This is a genomic window from Burkholderia sp. AU16482, assembly GCF_002223285.1.
In the GTDB taxonomy this organism is placed as follows: domain Bacteria; phylum Pseudomonadota; class Gammaproteobacteria; order Burkholderiales; family Burkholderiaceae; genus Burkholderia; species Burkholderia semiarida.
The window spans coordinates 253,099-271,924 of sequence record NZ_NKEY01000003.1 but is presented as its reverse complement, the minus strand read 5'-3'; the positions used below and the strand labels follow the sequence as shown (position 1 = coordinate 271,924).

At 67.2% G+C, this 18,826-nt stretch carries 24 protein-coding genes, 1 tRNA gene and 1 riboswitch; of the genes, 12 read left to right on the top strand and 13 right to left on the bottom strand.

Annotated elements, in window-relative coordinates:
* Nucleotides 1–55 precede the first annotated feature (55 nt).
* Nucleotides 56–694 carry a peroxiredoxin gene (locus tag CFB35_RS03660; protein WP_006476788.1) on the bottom strand — a complete coding sequence of 213 codons (639 nt, stop codon included), beginning with the start codon at nucleotides 692–694 and terminating at the stop codon, nucleotides 56–58.
* A 317-nt stretch (nucleotides 695–1,011) separates the two neighbouring features.
* Between CFB35_RS03660 and CFB35_RS03655 the strand changes: the two genes are divergently transcribed.
* From CFB35_RS03655 to CFB35_RS03645, 3 genes are all read left to right on the top strand, one after another.
* Entirely contained in the window at nucleotides 1,012–1,314 is a 303-nt protein-coding gene (locus CFB35_RS03655; protein ID WP_006494044.1) for a YqjD family protein, read from the top strand.
* 122 nt (nucleotides 1,315–1,436) lie between these two features.
* Complete coding sequence (locus CFB35_RS03650; RefSeq protein WP_059574251.1) at nucleotides 1,437–1,826, top strand: phage holin family protein; 390 nt, start codon at nucleotides 1,437–1,439, stop codon at nucleotides 1,824–1,826.
* Nucleotides 1,827–1,869: 43 nt separating this feature from the next.
* A complete protein-coding gene (locus CFB35_RS03645; RefSeq protein ID WP_059574252.1) occupies nucleotides 1,870–2,313 on the top strand; it encodes a DUF3318 domain-containing protein in 444 nt (147 codons plus the stop codon).
* A gap of 67 nt (nucleotides 2,314–2,380) precedes the next feature.
* On the opposite strand, the gene CFB35_RS03640 is transcribed toward CFB35_RS03645, so the two are convergent.
* The 7 genes from CFB35_RS03640 to glyA all read right to left on the bottom strand — a co-directional run bounded on the left by CFB35_RS03640 (nucleotide 2,381) and on the right by glyA (nucleotide 7,178).
* Nucleotides 2,381–2,827: a type IV pilin protein gene (locus CFB35_RS03640; RefSeq protein ID WP_059574253.1), complete on the bottom strand. Its 447-nt coding sequence runs from the start codon at nucleotides 2,825–2,827 to the stop codon at nucleotides 2,381–2,383.
* Nucleotides 2,824–3,351, bottom strand: a complete 528-nt coding sequence (locus CFB35_RS03635) for a hypothetical protein (RefSeq protein WP_179231713.1) — start codon at nucleotides 3,349–3,351, stop codon at nucleotides 2,824–2,826. The genes CFB35_RS03640 and CFB35_RS03635 overlap by 4 nt, the downstream gene beginning before the upstream one ends.
* Before the next feature lie 143 nt (nucleotides 3,352–3,494).
* On the bottom strand, nucleotides 3,495–4,328 hold the full coding sequence (locus tag CFB35_RS03630) for a type IV pilus assembly protein (protein ID WP_059574254.1): 834 nt from the start codon (nucleotides 4,326–4,328) through the stop codon (nucleotides 3,495–3,497).
* A complete protein-coding gene (locus tag CFB35_RS03625) occupies nucleotides 4,318–4,731 on the bottom strand; it encodes a hypothetical protein (RefSeq protein WP_059574340.1) in 414 nt (137 codons plus the stop codon). Before CFB35_RS03625 ends, CFB35_RS03630 begins: the two co-directional genes overlap by 11 nt.
* The gene (locus tag CFB35_RS03620; RefSeq protein WP_059574255.1) at nucleotides 4,728–5,291 is read right to left on the bottom strand and encodes a GspH/FimT family pseudopilin; all 564 of its coding nucleotides are present in this window, start codon (nucleotides 5,289–5,291) and stop codon (nucleotides 4,728–4,730) included. The genes CFB35_RS03625 and CFB35_RS03620 overlap by 4 nt, the downstream gene beginning before the upstream one ends.
* Before the next feature lie 153 nt (nucleotides 5,292–5,444).
* On the bottom strand, nucleotides 5,445–5,924 hold the full coding sequence (gene nrdR / locus CFB35_RS03615; RefSeq protein ID WP_050011738.1) for a transcriptional regulator NrdR: 480 nt from the start codon (nucleotides 5,922–5,924) through the stop codon (nucleotides 5,445–5,447).
* A gap of 6 nt (nucleotides 5,925–5,930) precedes the next feature.
* Nucleotides 5,931–7,178, bottom strand: coding sequence for a serine hydroxymethyltransferase (gene glyA, locus CFB35_RS03610; RefSeq protein ID WP_059574256.1), 1,248 nt, complete (start codon nucleotides 7,176–7,178; stop codon nucleotides 5,931–5,933).
* Nucleotides 7,179–7,315: 137 nt separating this feature from the next.
* Nucleotides 7,316–7,416, bottom strand: a riboswitch (ZMP/ZTP riboswitch).
* A gap of 180 nt (nucleotides 7,417–7,596) precedes the next feature.
* On the opposite strand from glyA, the gene CFB35_RS03600 reads away from it, so the two are divergent.
* The 9 genes from CFB35_RS03600 to CFB35_RS03560 all read left to right on the top strand — a co-directional run bounded on the left by CFB35_RS03600 (nucleotide 7,597) and on the right by CFB35_RS03560 (nucleotide 14,174).
* The gene (locus CFB35_RS03600; protein ID WP_059574257.1) at nucleotides 7,597–8,343 is read left to right on the top strand and encodes an SDR family NAD(P)-dependent oxidoreductase; all 747 of its coding nucleotides are present in this window, start codon (nucleotides 7,597–7,599) and stop codon (nucleotides 8,341–8,343) included.
* 121 nt (nucleotides 8,344–8,464) lie between these two features.
* Nucleotides 8,465–8,950 carry a tol-pal system-associated acyl-CoA thioesterase gene (gene ybgC, locus CFB35_RS03595; RefSeq protein WP_059574258.1) on the top strand — a complete coding sequence of 162 codons (486 nt, stop codon included), beginning with the start codon at nucleotides 8,465–8,467 and terminating at the stop codon, nucleotides 8,948–8,950.
* Nucleotides 8,951–9,094: 144 nt separating this feature from the next.
* The gene (gene tolQ / locus CFB35_RS03590; RefSeq protein WP_059574259.1) at nucleotides 9,095–9,772 is read left to right on the top strand and encodes a protein TolQ; all 678 of its coding nucleotides are present in this window, start codon (nucleotides 9,095–9,097) and stop codon (nucleotides 9,770–9,772) included.
* A 10-nt stretch (nucleotides 9,773–9,782) separates the two neighbouring features.
* Nucleotides 9,783–10,232 carry a protein TolR gene (gene tolR / locus CFB35_RS03585; protein ID WP_006484943.1) on the top strand — a complete coding sequence of 150 codons (450 nt, stop codon included), beginning with the start codon at nucleotides 9,783–9,785 and terminating at the stop codon, nucleotides 10,230–10,232.
* The gene (gene tolA, locus CFB35_RS03580; RefSeq protein WP_059574260.1) at nucleotides 10,229–11,284 is read left to right on the top strand and encodes a cell envelope integrity protein TolA; all 1,056 of its coding nucleotides are present in this window, start codon (nucleotides 10,229–10,231) and stop codon (nucleotides 11,282–11,284) included. Before tolR ends, tolA begins: the two co-directional genes overlap by 4 nt.
* 109 nt (nucleotides 11,285–11,393) lie before the next feature.
* A complete protein-coding gene (tolB, locus tag CFB35_RS03575) occupies nucleotides 11,394–12,689 on the top strand; it encodes a Tol-Pal system beta propeller repeat protein TolB (protein WP_059574261.1) in 1,296 nt (431 codons plus the stop codon).
* A 17-nt stretch (nucleotides 12,690–12,706) separates the two neighbouring features.
* Nucleotides 12,707–13,219, top strand: a complete 513-nt coding sequence (gene pal / locus CFB35_RS03570) for a peptidoglycan-associated lipoprotein Pal (RefSeq protein ID WP_006484980.1) — start codon at nucleotides 12,707–12,709, stop codon at nucleotides 13,217–13,219.
* 19 nt (nucleotides 13,220–13,238) lie between these two features.
* The gene (ybgF, locus tag CFB35_RS03565) at nucleotides 13,239–13,988 is read left to right on the top strand and encodes a tol-pal system protein YbgF (RefSeq protein WP_006484965.1); all 750 of its coding nucleotides are present in this window, start codon (nucleotides 13,239–13,241) and stop codon (nucleotides 13,986–13,988) included.
* Between the two features lie 109 nt (nucleotides 13,989–14,097).
* Nucleotides 14,098–14,174 (top strand) — tRNA-Lys (locus CFB35_RS03560).
* Between the two features lie 128 nt (nucleotides 14,175–14,302).
* Here CFB35_RS03560 and CFB35_RS03555 read toward each other — a convergent pair.
* The 5 genes from CFB35_RS03555 to CFB35_RS03535 are packed head-to-tail and all read right to left on the bottom strand — an operon-like array spanning nucleotide 14,303 to nucleotide 18,777.
* Nucleotides 14,303–15,250 (bottom strand): fatty acid desaturase family protein, encoded by a 948-nt coding sequence (locus CFB35_RS03555; protein WP_196485200.1) that lies wholly within the window; start codon nucleotides 15,248–15,250, stop codon nucleotides 14,303–14,305.
* Nucleotides 15,247–15,864, bottom strand: coding sequence for a phosphatase PAP2 family protein (locus CFB35_RS03550; protein ID WP_059574342.1), 618 nt, complete (start codon nucleotides 15,862–15,864; stop codon nucleotides 15,247–15,249). The genes CFB35_RS03555 and CFB35_RS03550 overlap by 4 nt, the downstream gene beginning before the upstream one ends.
* Nucleotides 15,861–17,018 (bottom strand): hypothetical protein, encoded by a 1,158-nt coding sequence (locus tag CFB35_RS03545; RefSeq protein WP_059574263.1) that lies wholly within the window; start codon nucleotides 17,016–17,018, stop codon nucleotides 15,861–15,863. The genes CFB35_RS03550 and CFB35_RS03545 overlap by 4 nt, the downstream gene beginning before the upstream one ends.
* The gene (locus CFB35_RS03540) at nucleotides 17,015–17,764 is read right to left on the bottom strand and encodes a hypothetical protein (protein ID WP_059574264.1); all 750 of its coding nucleotides are present in this window, start codon (nucleotides 17,762–17,764) and stop codon (nucleotides 17,015–17,017) included. The genes CFB35_RS03545 and CFB35_RS03540 overlap by 4 nt, the downstream gene beginning before the upstream one ends.
* A complete protein-coding gene (locus CFB35_RS03535) occupies nucleotides 17,761–18,777 on the bottom strand; it encodes a hypothetical protein (protein WP_059574265.1) in 1,017 nt (338 codons plus the stop codon). Before CFB35_RS03535 ends, CFB35_RS03540 begins: the two co-directional genes overlap by 4 nt.
* Between the last annotated feature and the right edge of the window lie 49 nt (nucleotides 18,778–18,826).

Genomic DNA, 18,826 nt, shown 5'->3' with positions numbered 1-18,826 from the left:
GGACGGGCCTTTGTCATCGCAGCCGCGGGCGGGGGGGGGGGGGCTGCGTCGATGCTTACTTGTTCGGCTGCGGCGTCAGGCGCAGATACGGACGCACCGCGTTGAAGCCCTTCGGGAAGCGCTTTTTCAGTTCTTCCGGATCCTGCAGCGACGGCACGATCACGACGTCGTCGCCGTCCTTCCAGTTGCCGGGCGTCGCGACCTTGTAATTGTCGGTCAACTGCAGCGAATCGATCACGCGCAGCACTTCGTCGAAATTGCGCCCCGTGCTGGCCGGATAGGTGATCGTGAGCCGCACCTTCTTGTTCGGGTCGATCACGAACAGCGAACGCACCGTCAGCGTTTCGTTCGCATTCGGGTGAATCATGTCGTACAGCTGCGACACCTTGCGGTCCGCGTCGGCGATGATCGGGAAGCCCACGACCGTCGACTGCGTCTCGTTGATGTCGTTGATCCAGCCCTTGTGCGATTCGACGCCGTCGACCGACAGCGCGATCACCTTCACGTTGCGTTTCTCGAATTCGCCCTTCAGCTTCGAGGTCAGCCCGAGTTCGGTCGTGCACACCGGCGTGTAGTCGGCCGGGTGCGAGAACAGGACACCCCAGCTGTTGCCGAGCCACTCGTGAAACTTGATGGTGCCCAGGCTCGATTCCTGCTCGAAATCCGGTGCGATGTCGCCAAGACGCAGACTCATGATGTTCCCTCCTCGAACGATGCTGGTTGAAACCGCGCGCCGGACAGCGCGGGGCAGTCCATCAGCTTACGGGAAGCAATGGGCCGTGCGAACGATTATTCCGTTTGATATTCATACTTTTTTGTCATTTTTACCCGGCGTCGTGGGAGAACGGACGGCAGCGGGGAAACTTTTCAATCCCTTTGCCGCTCTGTTCATCATTACAAGTCGTTTACCATGCAGTCTTGCGCTGCCGCCGTGCGTCTTCCCGGCTCGCCAGCAGGCACGGGTTTCGCTACGATGTGAACCTGCAGCATGACAGCACGAAGGGAGTTGCAATGTCGGAAATCAACAAGGAGAAACTGATGTCGGATATCAAAACCGTTCTCTCGGACGCCGAAGACCTGCTCAAGCAAGCTGCGAGCAGCACGGGCGACCGTGCGGCCGAGCTGCGCGAGAAAGCCATGTCGCGCCTGAAGCAGGCCAAGGAAAAGGCAGCCGACGTCCAGGTCGTGGTGGTCGAGAAAGGCAAGAAGGCCGCGCGCGCGACCGACGACTACGTGCACGAGCATCCGTGGACGTCGATCGGCGTGGCTGCCGGCGTTGGCGTGCTGATCGGCCTGCTGATCAACCGCAAGTAACGCGCTTTGCGCCGTTTCGTCCCGCGGGCCGCATGATGACGCGGCGCGCGGGCGTCGAAGCCGGCCGGCCTGCGCCGGCGGCTTTGTCCTAGCTGCTCACTGTACGCGCAAGCACCGCATCCATGACGACAGACACCCCCTCGCAGCCGTCCGGTCAAGGACCGCTGCGCCGCCTCGTCGGTTCGGCCATCGGCCTCCTGCAAACGCGCCTCGAACTGGTGGGCATCGAGCTTGCCGAGGAGAAGGAGCGCCTGATGGGCGTGCTGTTCCTCGGCCTCGCCGCGATGATGCTCGCGACAATGGCACTCATCAGCCTGACCGTGCTGATCGCGATCGCGTTCTGGGATACCTACCGCTGGCAGTCGCTCGCCGCGATCACCGCGCTGTATGCCGTTGGCGGCATCGTATGCGGGCTGAAGGCGCGCTCGGGCCTGCGGGGCGCGCCAACCGTGTTCGAGGCGACGCTCGCCGAACTCGAGAAAGACCGCGACCTGTTCCGCGGCAAGCCGTGAACGCCCTCGCGCTCATCCCTTCCACCTACTTCGCCGACGCGCCATGAGCCAGAACATCACGGGCAATCCATCCCGCTCCCATTCGTCGCGATCGAACTGGAGCGCGTCGCAGCACCGCGCGCTGCGCAAGGAACTGCTGATCCTGCGATCCGAAGTCGAGCGGCTCGAACTCGCGGAAGCCGCCGCCGAAATGCGCCAGGCCGTCACGCGCTTCAGCTGGCTCAAGGTGTTCATCCCCGGGCTGTCGACCGGCAAGTTCGGCCAGTCGGCCAGGAACCTGAACGCAAGCCTCGGCCACCTCGTCAACCAGTATCCGATGCTGAGTTCGCTCGCGTCGCTCGTGCTCGCGAAACCCGTTCGCTCGCTGCTGCGCGCAAGCGCGGGCCCCGCGTTGAAGTGGGGCACGCTCGGCTTCGCCGCATGGGAGGTCTACCGGATCTGGAAGCAGTCCCGCGACGAGCGCGGGCTCGACGCACGCGACGACTGACCGCGGGCCTCCTGCGCGCACGGCCATGCGCGGCCGCGCGCGTTCGTTGCGCGCGTTCGTTGCGAACTCAGCGCACGCCCCAGCAGGCAGCGCCTGGTTCGTCGGCGCCCCCACTTCCCGCATTGCCTTTCGTCCCGTCCGAGCGCAGCGTGAACATGCCGCATGCATCGTCGCGCATCGGCCCCGTGTCGAGCGGCGTCGCTACCAGTTCATAGCTCACCGGCGACTCGTCGCCGTCCGGCCGCCCGAGCGTCAATCGATACACGGCCGGCCCGTCCGGCGGCGCCTGCGCGAGCGCGTCCGGCAATGCCGCCGGCGGTGCACCGTCGAGCGTTTCGAGATACTGGGCCGCACGGTACAGCGCGGACACCGCCGACGCGCGGTGAACCCGCACGACATGCTCGCGATACGACGGGATACCCCACCCGGCCAGCACCGCGACGATCGCGAGCACGATCATCAGTTCGATCAGCGTGAACCCCGCCGCTCGAACCCTGAACAGGCGGCCGTTCATCGAAGCACCGCCGCGACACGACGCCAGCGCAGCACGACGATATGGCCGTCCCGCATCGCAACCTGGTGCTGCAACCATACGGCACTCGACGCGTGCGCGCCGACACCGCGCGCGGTCACAAGATAAGCGCGGTCGCGTGCCTGCCCTGCCGGACGCCGCCACGCCTCGATCAGGCATCGCGGCGGCTGCTCGGCCATCGGCCATTCGGCGAATGGCGTGAACGCTTCGGCAGCCGCCAGCGGCGGCATGCGTCGCCATGCGTCGGGCTCCGCATGCGATTCGCTTTCGTACACATACGGCGCCGAGCCGCGCAGCAATCGCGCGGTACACGCGGCAAGCGCGGCATCGGCCGCGTGGAATGCAATCAGCCGATCGGACAATGCGCGTGTGCGGCGCGACTCCGTCAGCGCGGCGTCGAACCATGTACCGGTCAGTGCCGCGACCGCTGCGCCGATGGCGATCACCGCAGGCAACGCAAGGCCCGCATCGCGCCGCCACGCACGGCGACCGGGCCAGAAACGCATGTTCGGCTCGCGCGGAGTCGCCGCTGGAACGCGAGCACGTACGGCGTGCTGCCGATCGCCGCCGCTCGCGACGCCGCGCTCGTGCGCGTGGCCAGCCTCGCCGCGTCGCGAGATGCCATCCCGCGCGTATCGCGATGCTCCGCTCATCGCGCCACCTCGCTTGCTCGAATGGCATCATGCGACGCAGCGTCGGCGGCGAGCGCGACGTTGCGCAACGCGACGATGCGATCGAGCGTCAAACGGGCGCGGCCGTCCGACGCCACGGCAACGCGGCCGTGGCAGTCGACCTGACGCGCCGGTTCGCGTATCGGCTCGCCGCGCGCCCTGACGCAGACATGCACGGCCACGACCTCGCGCCAGTCGTCGGCACGCATCGCGTCGGCGTCGACGAACCGCATGGCGCCGCGACGCAAATAACGGATGCGCAACTGATCGATCCCCGCCACGACGGGCTGCGGCGTGCCCGGACGGCCGCTTCCTTCGCAATACAGTTCGGGCTCGCCCGTCGACGGGCTGACATGCGCATCGAAGCGATTCTCCACCGGCGCCGGCTCGCCCGGCTCGCCGACACCCTGCCCGAGGCAATCCGACGCCTGGCCGCTCACCGTCGTCCACGTGGACACGGCATCGCCGACATACCGGACCAGCAACGCGTCCGACGCCGAACGCGCGGGCTCGCAGCGCACCTGTGCGCCGCTACCGCGCACGCGTGCCGTCGAACAGCCGAACACCGGCGGCAACGGCGATGCCGCTTCGGCATCGAGCGGCCGGAAACCCGCCATCTGGATCTGCTGACCGATCAGCATCAGCGCGGCCGCCGCCGCGTCGCGCATCCTGAACCCGTCTTCCGCGCGACGCTGCGCAATGCGCTGCGCGTGGTACAGCGCACCGGCCGCCGCGAGCACGAGCAGCCCGACGGTCATCGCAATCAGCACTTCGAGCAGCGTATGGCCACACGTACGGCGATCAGCGCTCATCGCGTGCCCTCTCCCGAAACGGTATCCGGACACACGATCGCGGCTGCGCTGACGACGCCCCTGCCGCATCGCAGCGCGGCGACGCGCCCCCGTTGCCGCGCCGCCAGCCGACGACCGCGTAGCGGACGCCGCCCGGCCCGCCGTCGAGCGTCATCGCGCCACCGGGCAACGACGTCGCCGCCGACGCCGCGAGGCCGTCGTCGACCGCCGCCGCGGCATGCAGACGCTCGATACGTGCATCGGCCAGCCACAGCGCGCGCTCGCGCCAGATCGTCGCGCGCTGCGTACGCGCCATCGCGAGCTGGCTGCCGGCGACCGCCAACATCACGGTGGCGAGCAGCGCGATGGCGAGCGTCGCCTCGAGCAACGACGTACCGCGCATGGCATGGCGCATGGCGATCATGCCGCGTCGCAGCGGCCGGCGACCATCCGCGCGCGGCCGCCGGCCGCGATGCGCACGCAACGCGATGCGCGCGCGTCGTCGGCATCGGACACGCCGCGCCTCGGACGCAACTCGAAACGCCGGATCCCGCCGATCGACTGGCCGGCCGGCGGTGCGAACGCGAGCTCATGCGCGGCGCCCACGACGGCCACTTCCGCATCGCGCGGATAGCGTCGCAGCACACGCGAGTACCCGTCGACCTGCCCGCTGACGATCCAGTCGCACGACCATTCGGCCGGATCGCACCGCTCTCCGGCACGCAGGCAGGCGCCGTCGCGCCCGGCGCGGCACAGCGTGACGCGCGTACCGAGGCGCGTTGCCTCGGTACGCGCAAACGACAGCGCACCGAGCAGCGCGCGCGAGCGGGCATCCACGCGTTCACGCATGCGCCACTGGTCGAACGTGGGCACCGCATAGAGCGCCAGCCCCGCCGCCAGCGACAGGGCGACCATCAGCTCGACGAGCGTGAATCCGCCCGATCGTTGCACCACATTCTTCAAGGATTGAGCGCCCGGTTCCATCGCAATCGTCCTCCGCCACGGTGATGCGACGACTGTAGCGGCGCGTGCGGACGCACGCCATTGGCCGAACGGCCGACTGGCGACATGCGATCGCGACCGACACAATCGGCGCGAATCGAACCAACGGAGCAGACGATGAACGAACGCAGCGCGTCAGCGCTTACGCGGGGTCTTGGCGGGAGAGGCGCGACGGAACTCTTCGATCACGTCGGCAAATTCGGAGACATCCTCGAACTGGCGATACACCGATGCGAAGCGCACATAGGCAATCGTATCGAGGCCGCGCAACTCGTTCATCACGAGCTCGCCCAGCTTCTCGCTACGCACTTCACGCTCGCCAGTCGCGAGCAGTTGATATTCGATGCGGGCGACCGCCGCATCGATCGCGTCGGCGGCAACCGGCCGCTTGCGCAGCGCGAGTTGCATGCTGGCGACGATCTTGCGACGGTCGAATTCCGTGCGGCTGCCGTCCTTCTTCACGACGAACGGCAGCGACAACTCGACCCGCTCGTACGTCGTGAAGCGCTTGTCGCAAGCCGAGCAGCGACGGCGCCGCCGAATCGCGGCGCCATCTTCGGACACGCGCGAGTCGACGACCTGCGTGTCGTCATGCCGGCAGAACGGGCAGCGCATCGGCGATCAGCGATAGACCGGGAAACGCTTGGTCAGCTCGGCGACCTGCGCGCGCACGCGCTCGATCGTCGCCGCATCTTCCGGGTTCTCCAGCACGTCGGCGATCAGGTTGCCGACCTGCTCGGCTTCCGCCGGCCCGAAGCCGCGCGTCGTCATCGCCGGCGAGCCGAGACGGATGCCGCTCGTCACGAACGGCTTTTCCGGGTCGTTCGGGATCGCGTTCTTGTTCACCGTGATGTGCGCCGCGCCGAGTGCCGCTTCCGCTGCCTTGCCGGTGATGTTCTTGGCGCGCAGGTCGACCAGCATCACGTGGCTTTCCGTGCGGCCCGACACGATCCGCAGCCCGCGCTTGACCAGCGTTTCGGCCAGCACGCGTGCGTTCTCGACCACCTTCTGCTGATATGCCTTGAACTCCGGCGACAGCGCTTCCTTGAACGCCACGGCCTTCGCCGCGATCACGTGCATCAGCGGGCCGCCCTGGATACCCGGGAAGATCGCCGAGTTGATCGGCTTCTCGTACTCGGCCTTCATCAGGATCACGCCGCCGCGCGGGCCGCGCAGGCTCTTGTGCGTCGTGGTCGTGACGAAATCCGCGTGCGGCACCGGGTTCGGGTACACGCCCGCCGCGATCAGGCCCGCGTAGTGGGCCATGTCGACCATCAGGTACGCACCGACCGACTTCGCGATCTTCGCCAGACGCTCGAAATCGATCTTCAGCGCGAACGCCGACGCACCCGCGACGATCAGCTTCGGCTTGTGTTCGTTCGCCAGCTTCTCGGCCGCGTCGTAGTCGATGTCTTCGTTTTCGTTCAGGCCGTAGCTCACCACGTTGAACCACTTGCCCGACATGTTCACCGGCGAGCCGTGCGTCAGGTGGCCGCCATGCGCGAGGCTCATGCCCATGATCGTGTCGCCCGGCTTGAGCATCGCGAAGAACACGCCCTGGTTCGCCTGCGAACCCGAGTTAGGCTGCACGTTCGCGGCTTCCGCGCCGAACAGCTGCTTCACACGGTCGATCGCCAGCTGCTCGACCACGTCGACGTACTCGCAACCGCCGTAGTAGCGCTTGCCCGGGTACCCTTCCGCGTACTTGTTCGTGAGCTGCGAGCCCTGCGCGGCCATCACGGCCGGGCTCGTGTAGTTTTCCGACGCGATCAGCTCGATGTGATCTTCCTGGCGGCGGTTTTCCTGCTCGATCGCCGCGAAGATTTCGGGATCGACGTTCGCGATGGTGCTTTGGGCTCTGTCAAACATACGGTTTCCGTTAAGTGTGTACAGGTTGACCGGAGTGGCCGAGTACGGTGCGCTGCTGGCGAGACCAGCTCGACGTGGCGGAAGAATCCGTATGACGCGAGGCAGGACAGCCACCGGCGATGCACGCGACGGCGCACAACGGCTGCCCAGGCGAACGGCAAAAACGGCGCCCCGCGCTTCACGGTGGGATGCTCCACCTTGAACCCGAAGGGTTCTATCGCCAGTCACGCAGGGGTGATGAGCGCATTAGTGTATTGGATGCGTCATGAATAGGCAACCGCGCGGCAGGGCGCCCGAATCAATTGGGGCCGGACTCTACGCGCCCGTGCCGACACGCTTTGCCGCCTTGCCGCGGTGCGGCATTCTCAGTAGGCTTGCGGGATTCCACCCGCTATTCCGTTACCGACCAGGAGCAGCAATGATCGTGTTCGTCACAGGCGCGTCCGCCGGCTTCGGCGCCGCCATCTCCCGTGCCTTCGTCAAGGGCGGCCATCGCGTCGTCGCGACCGCACGCCGCAAGGACCGTCTCGACGCGCTCGCCGCCGAACTCGGCGACGCCCTGCTGCCGCTCGAGCTCGACGTGCGCGACCGCGCGGCCGTCGAGGCCGTGCCGGCCGCCCTCCCCGCCGAATTCGCGGCGCTCGACGTACTCGTCAACAATGCCGGCCTCGCACTCGGTGTCGAGCCGGCCCAGAAGGCGAGCCTCGACGAGTGGCAGACCATGATCGACACGAATTGCTCGGGCCTCGTGACCGTCACGCACGCATTGCTGCCCGGCATGATCGCGCGCGGTCGCGGCCATATCTTCAACCTGGGCTCGGTGGCCGGCACCTATCCGTATCCGGGCGGGAACGTGTACGGCGCGACCAAGGCGTTCGTCAGACAATTCAGCCTGAACCTGCGCACCGACCTGATCGGCACGCCGTTGCGCGTCACCGACATCGAGCCGGGCCTGTGCGGCGGCACGGAGTTCTCGAACGTCCGCTTCCGCGGCGACGATGCAAAGGCGGCGAACGTCTACCAGAACGTCCAGCCGCTCACCGCCGAGGACATCGCCGACACGATCTACTGGATTGCGACGCGCCCCGCTCACGTCAACATCAACACGATCGAAATGATGCCGGTCGCGCAAGCCCCGGCCGGCCTCACGGTCCATCGCGGCTGACACGTCGCCCGCAGCCGCGGGCCGGCCTCCGGCCGGCCCGCGGTGTGCCATGACGGTGTGCCACGACGCACTACATTCCGTTACGAATCGGTTACGAATCCGGTCTTTGCCTTCCGGTAGAATGCGCGCCATGACTCAGCCCACCCGCTCCCCGGAAGCGCCGTCCGGCTTTACCTGGCCGGTGCGCGTGTACTACGAGGATACCGACGCAGGCGGCATCGTCTTCTATGCCAACTACCTGAAGTTCTTCGAACGCGCCCGAACCGAGTGGCTCCGCGCCTGCGGCGTCGACCAGCGTCGGCTCGCCGACGATACCGGTGCGATCTTCATCGTGCGCAACACGTCGCTCGACTACCGCGCGCCGGCGCGACTCGACGACACGTTGACGATCACGAGCCGGCCTGGACGCATCGGCCGCGCGTCGGTGGAATTCACGCAGGAAGCCTGGTGTGGCGACACGCTGCTCGTGGTCGGGCACATCCGCCTCGGCTGCGTCGACCGTCACGGCATCCGGCCCGCGGCCATCCCGCCGGCCGTGCTCGACGCGCTGCAACGCGGGCCCGTCATCGACGCCGGGCAGACTGGTTTGTCAACGAAGCTCGCATGAGCGCCGTTTAGACACAGCCTATGAACTTGCCGTTCTGATTCGATACTAAGCAAGGTTCGGCGTCAGGCATGGCCGGCGCGCCGCGCCGCACGCACGCCGGACGCCCTTGCCGGGCACCCCCGAAGGGACGTTACTCAAACCTCTATGAATACTGTTCAAGACCTGTCGATCATTTCCCTCGTCCTCAACGCGAGCGTGCTGGCCCAGGCCGTGATGGGGCTGCTGCTGCTGCTGTCGCTGATGTCGTGGACCTTCATCTTCCGCAAATGGTTTGCCATCCGCCGCGCGCGCGCGCAGACCGAACGCTTCGAAAAGGACTTCTGGTCGGGCGGCGACCTGCAGGCGCTGTATCAGAGCGCAGCCAACAACCGCCATACGATCGGCGCACTCGAGCGGATCTTCGAATCGGGGATGCGCGAATTCCTGAAGGGAAAGGAAAAGCGCCTGAGCGACCCGGGCCTCGTGCTCGACGGTGCGCGCCGCGCGATGCGCGCGTCGTTCCAGCGTGAAATGGACGTGCTCGAGGCGAACCTCGCGTTCCTCGCGTCGGTCGGCTCGGTCAGCCCGTACATCGGTCTGTTCGGCACGGTCTGGGGGATCATGAACTCGTTCCGCGGCCTCGCGAACGTGCAGCAGGCCACGCTCGCGAACGTCGCGCCGGGCATCGCCGAGGCGCTCGTCGCCACCGCGATCGGCCTGTTCGCCGCAATTCCGGCGGTGGTCGCGTACAACCGCTACGCGCACGACATCGATCGCCTCGCGATCCGCTTCGAGACCTTCATCGAAGAGTTCTCGAACATCCTGCAGCGTCAGGCCCAGTAAGGAGCACGCCATGGCAGGAAGCCCCATCCGATCCAGCATGCGCGGCGGCCGCTCGCGCCGCGCAATGGCCGACATCAACGTCGTGCCGTACATCGACGTGATGCTGGTGCTGCTCGTGATCTTCATGGTCACCGCACCGCTCGTCGCCCCGTCGATCATCAACCTGCCCACCGTCGGCAATGCCGCGCCGCAAGAGCAGACGCCGCCCGTCGTCGTCAACATCAAGGCCGACCGCACGATGAGCGTCAAGTACAAGGGCGACTCGGGCGCGACCCAGGAAGACACGATGACGAAGGCCGAGCTCGACAGCTTCATCTCGGCCCGGCAGGCCGATCACCCTGACCAGCCGGTCGTGATCGCAGCCGACAAGACCGTGCAGTACGATGCCGTCATGACCGTGATGTCCGATCTGAAGGCGCGCGGCGTCAAGCGCGTCGGCCTCCTCGTCAAATCGCAATGAACCGGCAGCAATCCACGCGCAGATCCGCGTACCCGCTCCAGCCTCCCCGCGAGCGCGGGACGTGGCGCGCGTTCGCGCTCGCCGCGCTGATGCACGTGCTGCTCGCGCTGTTCCTCTATCACGGCGTGCAGTGGCAGAACAGCACGCCGGCCGGCGCCGAGGCCGAGCTGTGGACCGAAGTGCCCGACGTCCCCGCGCCGCGGCCGGTGGTCACGCCCGCGCCGCCCGCGAAGGTCGCGCCGCCCCCTGCCCCGGTGCGCGACGAACAGGCCGACATCGCGCTGCAGCAGAAGAAGCGTCAGCAGGAAGCAGCCGCGCGCGAAGCGCAACTCGAGCAGCAGCGCCGCGCCCAGCAACTGAAGGCCCAGCAGGAAGAGGAAGCCCGGCGTGCGCAGCTCGCCGCGCAGCAGGCCGCCGCCCTCGCCGCCCAGAAGGCCGCGGAACGCGACAAACAGAAGCAGGCCGAGAAGCTCAGGCAACAGCAGCTCGCCGAGCAGCAGAAACTCGAACAACAGAAGCTCCAGCAGCAAAAGCAGGCGCAACTCGAAGCACAGCAGGCGGCGAAGGCGAAGGCCGACGCGGCCGCGAAGGCCAAGGCGGAAGCCCAGGCCAAGGCGAAGGCCGAAGCCGCGGCGCGCGCGAAGGCCAATGCGGCGGCGAACGCGAAGCTCGACCGCGAGCGCAGCGCGCGACTCGCGCAACTACAAGGCCTGTCCGGCGCCGGCGAAGGCGGCGGCGACGGCCTGGCGAAAAGCGGCACCGGCACGGGCTCCGGCGGCAATGCCGCGACGCCCGGCTATGCCGACAAGGTGCGCCGCCGCGTCAAGCCGAACATCGTTTGGGGCGGCGAGCGGGCAGGCCTGACCACCGTCGTCAAGATTCGGTGCACGCCGTCCGGTGACGTATTGAGCGCATCGGTCTCCCGCTCGAGCGGGAATTCGGGGTGGGATCAAGCCGTGGTGAATGCGATCCACGCGTCGGTCCCGTTGCCGCCCGATTCTAACGGCCGTACCCCGTCCGACATTACGATTACCTTCAAGGCGGCGGAGTGAAACGAAATGCGCTTACACTCCGGGCGTCGCTGTCGGATGGGAACGAATCGGGTATTTTTACTGTCTCTGCGGTTGCGCAGCGATCCAAGCCATACGGGAAGCAAGAAGCATGAGTTTGATGACAAAGCTAGGTTTCAGGGCACTCGTGGCCTCGTGTCTGATTACGGCGGGCAGCGCCGCTAACGCCCAGGTCAACGTGCTGATCACCGGTGTCGGGTCGACCCAGTTCCCCATCGCCACCGCGAATTTCACGAACGAGGCGAACCTGCCGCAGCAGGTCACGTCGATCGTGCGAGCCGACCTCGCCCGCAGCGGCAAGTTCACCAACATCGACGCAGGCAGCACGCCCGTGCCCGAGACCGCCTCGGTCGATCTCGGCGCATGGAAGGCAAAGGGCGCGAACGCGTTCGTCGCCGGCAGCGTGAACCGCGACGCGAACGGCCAGTACAAGGTCAACTTCATCCTGTACGACACCGTGAAGCAGCAAAGCCTTGGCGGCCTGTCGCTGACGGCCACCGACACCACGCTGCGCACGGCCGGCCACAAGATCGCCGACTACATCTACCAGAAGCTGCTCGGCGTGCGCGGCGTGTTCGCCACGCGCCTGTCGTACGTGATCAAGACCGGTAATCGCTACCAGCTGCAGATTTCGGATTCGGACGGCCAGAACGCGCGCATCGCGCTGTCGAGCACCGAACCGATCATCTCGCCGGCGTGGTCGCCGAGCGGCACGAAGGTCGCGTACGTATCGTTCGAGCGCAAGAAGCCGATCGTCTACATCCACGACCTGCCGACCGGCCGCCGCTACATGGTGTCCGACCAGAAGGGCAACAACAGCGCGCCGGCGTGGTCGCCGGACAGCAACACGCTCGCCGTCGCGCTGTCGCTGACGGGCAATACGCAAATCTATACGGTCAACGCGAACGGGGGCGGCCTGCGCCGTCTCACGCAGAGCAGTTCGATCGATACCGAGCCGTTCTACTCGCCGGACGGCCGCTGGATCTACTTCACGAGCGATCGGGGCGGTGCGCCGCAGATCTACCGGATGCCCGCCCAGGGTGAAAGCGCCGGTGCCGCGCAGCGCGTGACCTTCACCGGCAGCTACAACACGAGCCCGCGCGTGAGCCCGGACGGCAAGCTGCTCGCTTACATCTCCCGCACGGGTGGGGGCTTCAAGCTGTACGTTCAGGATCTGCAGACTGGCGCGGCGAACGCCATCACGAATACCAATCGCGACGAATCGCCGAGCTTCGCGGCAAACGGCCAGTACCTTCTGTACGCTACCCAGTCGGGTGGCCGCAACGTTCTGGCCGCCGTGCCTTCCGACGGCAGCGCGCCGCCGCAGATCCTGTCCGTCCAGGGCGGCTCCGTTCGCGAGCCGTCGTGGGGGCCCTTCATGCAATGACCACAAGGAGAGTAACCATGATGTCGAATAAAGCTCGTCTGGCCCTGGCCGTGATGATGATCAGCGCGCTCGCCGCGTGCAAGTCGGGTGTGAAGCTCGACGACAAGGCAAACAACGCGGGCGCAGTCAGCACGCAGCCGAGCGCCGACAACGTCGCGCAAGTGAACGTCGACCCGCTGAACGATCCGAACAGCCCGCTCGCGAAGCGCAGCATCTACTTCGACTTCGACAGCTATTCGGTGAAGGACGAGTACCAGCCGCTGATGCAGCAGCACGCGCAGTACCTGAAGAGCCACCCGCAGCGTCACGTGCTGATCCAGGGCAACACCGACGAACGCGGCACGAGCGAGTACAACCTCGCGCTGGGCCAGAAGCGTGCGGAAGCCGTCCGCCGTGCGATGGCCCTGCTCGGCGTGAACGACTCGCAAATGGAAGCCGTGAGCCTCGGCAAGGAAAAGCCGCAGGCAACGGGTCACGACGAAGCATCGTGGGCGCAGAACCGTCGCGCCGACCTCGTCTACCAACAGTAAGTAACGGAAGAATCGCCGTATGACGCACCGTTCAACCTGGCTGCGCGTTGCCGCAGCATTCTGCGTCGCGGGCGCGGCGTGGTCGGCCGCGCCGGCGCACGCCGGCATGTTCGACGACAACGAGGCGCGCCGCGCCGTGCTCGATCTGCGCAGCAAGAGCGACAACCTGTCGAGCCAGTTGTCGGCCGCTCAGCGTACGATCCTCGATCAATCCGGCCGTATCGACCAGCTGAACCAGCAGGTCGCGACGCTGCGCGGCGAGAACGAGGATCTGACGAACCGGCTGACGACGCTCGAGCGGCAGCAGAAGGAGTACTACCAGGATCTCGACACGCGGCTCAAGAAGTTCGAGCCACAGCAGGCGACGATCGATGGTGTCGAAGGCACCGTGCAGCCGGGTGAAACGGATGCGCTCAGCGCGGCGCAGCAGCAGTTCCGCAACGGCAACTTCAAGGCGGCGGCGGCTTCGTTCCGCGCGTTCATCGCGAAGTATCCGCAGAGCCCCTATCAGCCGACCGCGCAGTACTGGTACGGCAACGCGCAATACGCGCTGCGCGACTACCGTGGTTCGACCGCGACGTGGCAAGGGATCGTCAGCAAGTTCCCGCAGCACCCGCGCGCGGCCGACGCCCTCGTGGCGATCGGCACGAACCAGCTCGAACAAGGCCAGAAGGCGGCCGCGAAGAAGACGTTCGAGCAGGTCGTGTCGCAGTACGCCGGCTCGAACGCGGCGCAGACGGCGCAGGGCAAGCTCGAAACGATCAAATAATTATCGTGGCGCGTTGTTGACAGCCCTGCAACCCGTCGCTATAATCTTTTGCTCTTTAGGTCGTTGCCCCAGGTTATTGAAGCAACGAACCGACAGGTTTCAAGAACGTGGGGTGGTAACTCAGTTGGTTAGAGTATCTGACTTTTAATCAGAGAGTCGAGGGTTCGAGTCCCTCCCACCCTACCAACTATCTTCGATAGTGCAAAAAAGCCTCCCTCGCGGAGGCTTTTTTGCGTCTGTCGCCTGGCCGTTCGAGCCTGAATGCTCGACGATGCTCGTCCACACTCAATCGCGCGCGACCTGATCCCGGCCGATCACCGCACGCTCACGTCGCGCAGCACCGCACCATATCCCGCATACAGATTGCCGTCGGGCAGCAACCGCAACTGCGCGAGTTGCCGATGCACGACCGGCAGGTTATGGAACGGCATCCGCGTGAACAGATGATGTTCGATATGGAAATGAATCGCATGCGGGCCGAACAGGAACGTCTGCCACGAACGCCGGACGATCGTGCGTGCGTTGCGGCTCTGGTCCGCGCCGGCCGGCAGCCCCGCATGCTCGAAGATCGCGCGCACCTGCCCGGCGAACGGCAACAGCGTGACGGACGGCACGATCCACAACGCGACGTACAGCAGCGGATGTCCGGCCAGCGCGAGCGCGCCGAACAGCGCGCCGTTGCCGACCAGCATCGACGCGATCTCCCACGCCGCATACGCCCGCGATTTTTCGACCTTCGGCAACGCATGCGCGAACGCGCCGCGCGCGAGCTTCACGACGCTCGTCACGTAGCCGATCCCGCATGCGTACGCGAGCAGGCGGACGATCAGCCGCGAGCGCGTCACCGGATAGTCGTGCACGCCGAACAGCAGCGCGACGGGGTCGTCCGCCTGCATCGGCGCGCGATGGTGCTTCAGATGGCCGGCCCGATACGTGCGCAGCGACAGCCATAGCGGGCCGGCCGCGAGCAGTTGCCCGAGCACGTCGTTGACGTGCCGGTTGCGCGCGAGCAGCCCGTGCGCCCCTTCGTGCATCATGACCGCGAGCGCGAGCTGGCTGCGCGCGATCACGATCGCCGCGCACGCGTAGGCAAGCGGATGCGCAAACGCGATCGCCGCGGCGAACGCGGCGGCGATCATCAGCCAGTCACCCGCCAGCGCCACGCCGACACGCGCCGTGCTTACGCGAAACAGCACTGGATCGGGCACGAACCGCGCGAGCCCGGCGTTCGATCCGACGCGGTGAACGTGCGTCTCCGTCACGCAAGCCTCCTGCGCAGCGAACGCCGCTCCACCCATCGCGCGCTGACCGCCGCGAGCACGACCCCACCCAGCACGTCGGCGACCGTATGCTGCTTGAGCGTCAGCGTCGACGCGCAGATCAGCAGCCCGATCGCCGTCGCGACGATCCGGCGCCGGTCCGCCAGCATCCGGCACGCCAGACACGTCACCGCGACATGCAGGCTCGGGAAGCCGTTGGCCGCAAGATCGAGCTGCCACATGCGCGCAAGACGCCGACGCACGAACGCATTGCCGATCTCCGCGATGTCGGGCCGCGGCACGGCTTCCGGAAACAGCAGGAAGCAGATCACACCGAGCACGAACGCGATCAGCACGGCCTCCCTGAACGCGGCGAATGCGGACGGCCGCGCATACGCGGCGAGCGCAACCACGAACGGAAAGAACGCGACATAGACGAACCACGACCACGCGATGAATGGAATCCGCGCATCGATCGCCGTGGCCAGCACGTAGCGCGGCGTGACGCCGCGCTCAAGCAGAAAGAAGATCGCGAGACCCGCGACCATGCCGAATGTCGCGGCCAGCATCTGACGGACATCGGGCCGGCGATCGTCATGCAGCATTCGCGTATTCATCGCGGCGTCGGCGCCTCGCATCGGGTTTGCGCATCGGCCGCTCGCGCATGCGGACACAGCGTGAGGAGGTGCGATGTCCACGCGTCGACACGCGCACGCGCATGCTCGCGGCCCGCGAGCGTCCCCGCCGGCGTACCGGGATCGCGCATCAGCGCGATCGACGCCTGCGCTACCTCGCGCCGGAATGCCGCCGCATCGCCACGCCATGTGACGACACGGTGCACGAGCCGCAGCCGTGCCGCGCGCGCGGCGTTGCTCGCCTGTTCGGGTTGATCGGTCTGTACGAGCAGGATCGGGCGGCGATACACATGCGCGATCGACAGCGCGGCCATGCCGGGCGCCGACACGATCAGCGGCGCATGCGCGGCGCGCGTCGGCCAGCCGGCGTCGACGCCGGTCCAGCCGTCGTGCCCGGCGTAGCCCTCGCCCACCCGGTGTGCGGCGAGCCCCGCGTCGCGCATGCCGGCCGACAGCGCATCGGCGAGCGCGACGTCGCGAAAGTGCGGATTCAGATAAACAGCCGCGGCAGCGGATTCCGGCGCCGGCAGGTCGGCGACGATCGGCACCGGCGTCGGCAGCCGGCGATGCCGGTGTGAGCGCTGCACATCGTCGGCGAAGCCGTACGCGAAATCGTGCTCGATGCGGCCCAGCGCCGAATCGATCTGCCAGTCGACGATTCGCGCGAACGCACGCGCCAGCACGCGCGGCAGCCGCGCATCGAAATTCGCGGTCAACGCGCGGCGCAGGCTGCCGCCATACACGTGGACGACGCGACGCCGCCAGCCCGGCACCGCGCCCATGAACAGCAGCGCCGGATGAAACGAGTCATTGATCACGAGATCCGCATCGCGCACGATCGCGCGCAGCCGCGCGATGTCGCGCAACATGCGGGTCGGCCTGAACACGTAGTGCGCGACATTGCGATCGGTCGCGTCGCGCAGCATGTTCTGCCGCTCGTCGAACTGCACCGCGTAGTGCCGCGACAGCACGTCCGCGTCGATGCCGAACGCGGCGAGAAACGCCCGCCCGGCGTCGGACGTCGTCAGCACGTCGACCTGCGCGCCGGCCGCGCGCAACGCATGCACGAGCAGTTGCGCACGCATCAGATGGCCGCGTGCGTCGGCCGTCGCGAGATAGACGATGCGCGGCATCATGCGCGCGGACGAAGCGACTGGATCCAGCCGGCTGCAACCATCGCCAGCGCGCCCGTCACGCCGAAACCGGCTTCGATCGCGCGGATCTCGTCCAGCAACGCGGCGAGCGACGCGGCCTCCGACGGCTCGACGAGGCGACGCAGCGTATCGGCGCAAAGCCGCACGTGCCGCGTCTCGTCGGCGAGCACGCGCGACAGCAGCGGATACAGCGGATGCGCGTCGCCGATCGTCGCGCAGTGGCGCGCGAGCACGCGCATCGCCATCTGTTCCGCGCACAGGCCGGTCGCATACGCGGGCACGAGTACGCCTTGCGCGAAATGCGGCGCGTAGCGCTGCGCGAGCCGGCGCCATCGCACGATCTTGCGCCGGCTCAGCCAGTCGGGTGCATGCGGCCCGGTCGACGTGTCGACGCCGCGCTCGCGCAGCGCATCGGCAAACGCGGCCGCGTGGCGGCGCTCGTCCGCGAGATGCTGGTCGATGCGCGGCGCGAGCCAGCCCGGCGGCTGTCCGGTCCAGTCCTCGTGCAACGCGCACTCGGTCGCTTCTTCGCCGATCAGGTACATGCGCAGCATCCAGCGCTCGCCATGCGTGCTGCGATGCAGCTGCCGGATCGCCGCCCGCTTGATGCGATCGACGAGATACGCACGCACCCGCGCCGGGCCACGCGGCACCGGCGTATCGAGACAATCGAAGCGCTCGCCGTACGCGGCCCGCGACGACGCGGGCAATTCGTTTGCCGCGGTCATGCCGGCTCGCTGCGTGCCGATGAAGATTTCGTCGCGGCAGCGGCTGAAGCAGCCGGATCGCGACGCCAGCCGAGGATCAGGCCGACGAAGCTTTCCTGCAGGAACGCATGCGCGGAGGCCGCCGCGCCCGCGAACGCTTCCTCGCGGCCATTCACGCGCAGATAGCCGTTGCCGTCGCGCGCGCCGAACTCGATGCGGTCGTTCTTCCGAAAGCCGCGTTCGCGCACGTCCTTCACGAGTGCGCTGCCGTCGAGGCCGAACAGGAACAGCTCGCGCTGCGCGACCCACACCGGAATGTGATTGCTCAGCGCATCGAAGCGGATCGACCACGTGCCGGACGCGAGCGCGCGATCGACGTCGGCATCGCCCGGTGCGTTCGACGTGAAGCTCGCGCGCGCGACCGCCTTCGTCAGGCCGCCGACACCGAGCGCGATCGTGATGTCGTCCGCGGACGGCTGCTTCGGATCGGTCGCACTCACCTTCACGAGATGACGCGCCAGCCGCGATGCGAGCGTCGGATGCGCGAACAGCGCAAGCGTTTCGTCCGGTGTGAGCACGTCGCGCTCGCGATCGCCCTCCTTCACGCGCACGCGATACGGATCGATCCGCACGTCGGTGAACTTGCCGCGCACGGGCACATGGACGTACACGTCACGATCCCATTTCCGGCCGTCGCGACGCAGCAGAACGTGCACGCTCAACGGCACACGCCGCCCGTCGGCATCGACGCCCGTGCCTTGCAGCAGCACGTCGCCGAGCACGTCCTTCGTGCGGCGGCTCGCCTCGCTCGAGAAAACGATCGTGTGCGCATCGGTATCGATGCTCGCGTGAACGTCGGGCGCATCGAGCGCGACGCGATTGCAGTCCGACGCGGCGGCATTCGTGAACGGGCAGCCGCTTTGCGACGTGAAGTGAAAAATCCCGCGCCCCGCCCGATCGACCGGTGCGGCATCGGCGCCGACGCTGGCGGCAAACAGGGCGAGACAGGCAACGCGGGTGGCGAGTGAGGGCATGGTCGTCGTCGGAAGGGAATCAGGATATCGAAGTGTCGTGGCCGCGCCG

What these genes read in the sequence shown, in the direction of transcription:
- tolA (WP_059574260.1), top strand. Translation starts at nt 10,229, where the DNA reads ATGAACCGGCAGCAATCCACGCGCAGATCCGCGTACCCGCTCCAGCCT.
- tolB (WP_059574261.1), top strand. Translation starts at nt 11,394, where the DNA reads ATGAGTTTGATGACAAAGCTAGGTTTCAGGGCACTCGTGGCCTCGTGT.
- glyA (WP_059574256.1), bottom strand. Translation starts at nt 7,178, where the DNA reads ATGTTTGACAGAGCCCAAAGCACCATCGCGAACGTCGATCCCGAAATC.
- CFB35_RS03645 (WP_059574252.1), top strand. Translation starts at nt 1,870, where the DNA reads ATGAGCCAGAACATCACGGGCAATCCATCCCGCTCCCATTCGTCGCGA.
- CFB35_RS03535 (WP_059574265.1), bottom strand. Translation starts at nt 18,777, where the DNA reads ATGCCCTCACTCGCCACCCGCGTTGCCTGTCTCGCCCTGTTTGCCGCC.
- CFB35_RS03600 (WP_059574257.1), top strand. Translation starts at nt 7,597, where the DNA reads ATGATCGTGTTCGTCACAGGCGCGTCCGCCGGCTTCGGCGCCGCCATC.
- pal (WP_006484980.1), top strand. Translation starts at nt 12,707, where the DNA reads ATGATGTCGAATAAAGCTCGTCTGGCCCTGGCCGTGATGATGATCAGC.
- nrdR (WP_050011738.1), bottom strand. Translation starts at nt 5,924, where the DNA reads ATGCGCTGCCCGTTCTGCCGGCATGACGACACGCAGGTCGTCGACTCG.
- CFB35_RS03620 (WP_059574255.1), bottom strand. Translation starts at nt 5,291, where the DNA reads ATGGAACCGGGCGCTCAATCCTTGAAGAATGTGGTGCAACGATCGGGC.
- CFB35_RS03650 (WP_059574251.1), top strand. Translation starts at nt 1,437, where the DNA reads ATGACGACAGACACCCCCTCGCAGCCGTCCGGTCAAGGACCGCTGCGC.
- tolQ (WP_059574259.1), top strand. Translation starts at nt 9,095, where the DNA reads ATGAATACTGTTCAAGACCTGTCGATCATTTCCCTCGTCCTCAACGCG.
- CFB35_RS03640 (WP_059574253.1), bottom strand. Translation starts at nt 2,827, where the DNA reads ATGAACGGCCGCCTGTTCAGGGTTCGAGCGGCGGGGTTCACGCTGATC.
- CFB35_RS03545 (WP_059574263.1), bottom strand. Translation starts at nt 17,018, where the DNA reads ATGATGCCGCGCATCGTCTATCTCGCGACGGCCGACGCACGCGGCCAT.
- ybgC (WP_059574258.1), top strand. Translation starts at nt 8,465, where the DNA reads ATGCGCGCCATGACTCAGCCCACCCGCTCCCCGGAAGCGCCGTCCGGC.
- CFB35_RS03540 (WP_059574264.1), bottom strand. Translation starts at nt 17,764, where the DNA reads ATGACCGCGGCAAACGAATTGCCCGCGTCGTCGCGGGCCGCGTACGGC.
- CFB35_RS03655 (WP_006494044.1), top strand. Translation starts at nt 1,012, where the DNA reads ATGTCGGAAATCAACAAGGAGAAACTGATGTCGGATATCAAAACCGTT.
- tolR (WP_006484943.1), top strand. Translation starts at nt 9,783, where the DNA reads ATGGCAGGAAGCCCCATCCGATCCAGCATGCGCGGCGGCCGCTCGCGC.
- CFB35_RS03635 (WP_179231713.1), bottom strand. Translation starts at nt 3,351, where the DNA reads ATGCGTTTCTGGCCCGGTCGCCGTGCGTGGCGGCGCGATGCGGGCCTT.
- CFB35_RS03630 (WP_059574254.1), bottom strand. Translation starts at nt 4,328, where the DNA reads ATGAGCGCTGATCGCCGTACGTGTGGCCATACGCTGCTCGAAGTGCTG.
- CFB35_RS03660 (WP_006476788.1), bottom strand. Translation starts at nt 694, where the DNA reads ATGAGTCTGCGTCTTGGCGACATCGCACCGGATTTCGAGCAGGAATCG.
- ybgF (WP_006484965.1), top strand. Translation starts at nt 13,239, where the DNA reads ATGACGCACCGTTCAACCTGGCTGCGCGTTGCCGCAGCATTCTGCGTC.
- CFB35_RS03625 (WP_059574340.1), bottom strand. Translation starts at nt 4,731, where the DNA reads ATGATCGCCATGCGCCATGCCATGCGCGGTACGTCGTTGCTCGAGGCG.
- CFB35_RS03550 (WP_059574342.1), bottom strand. Translation starts at nt 15,864, where the DNA reads ATGAATACGCGAATGCTGCATGACGATCGCCGGCCCGATGTCCGTCAG.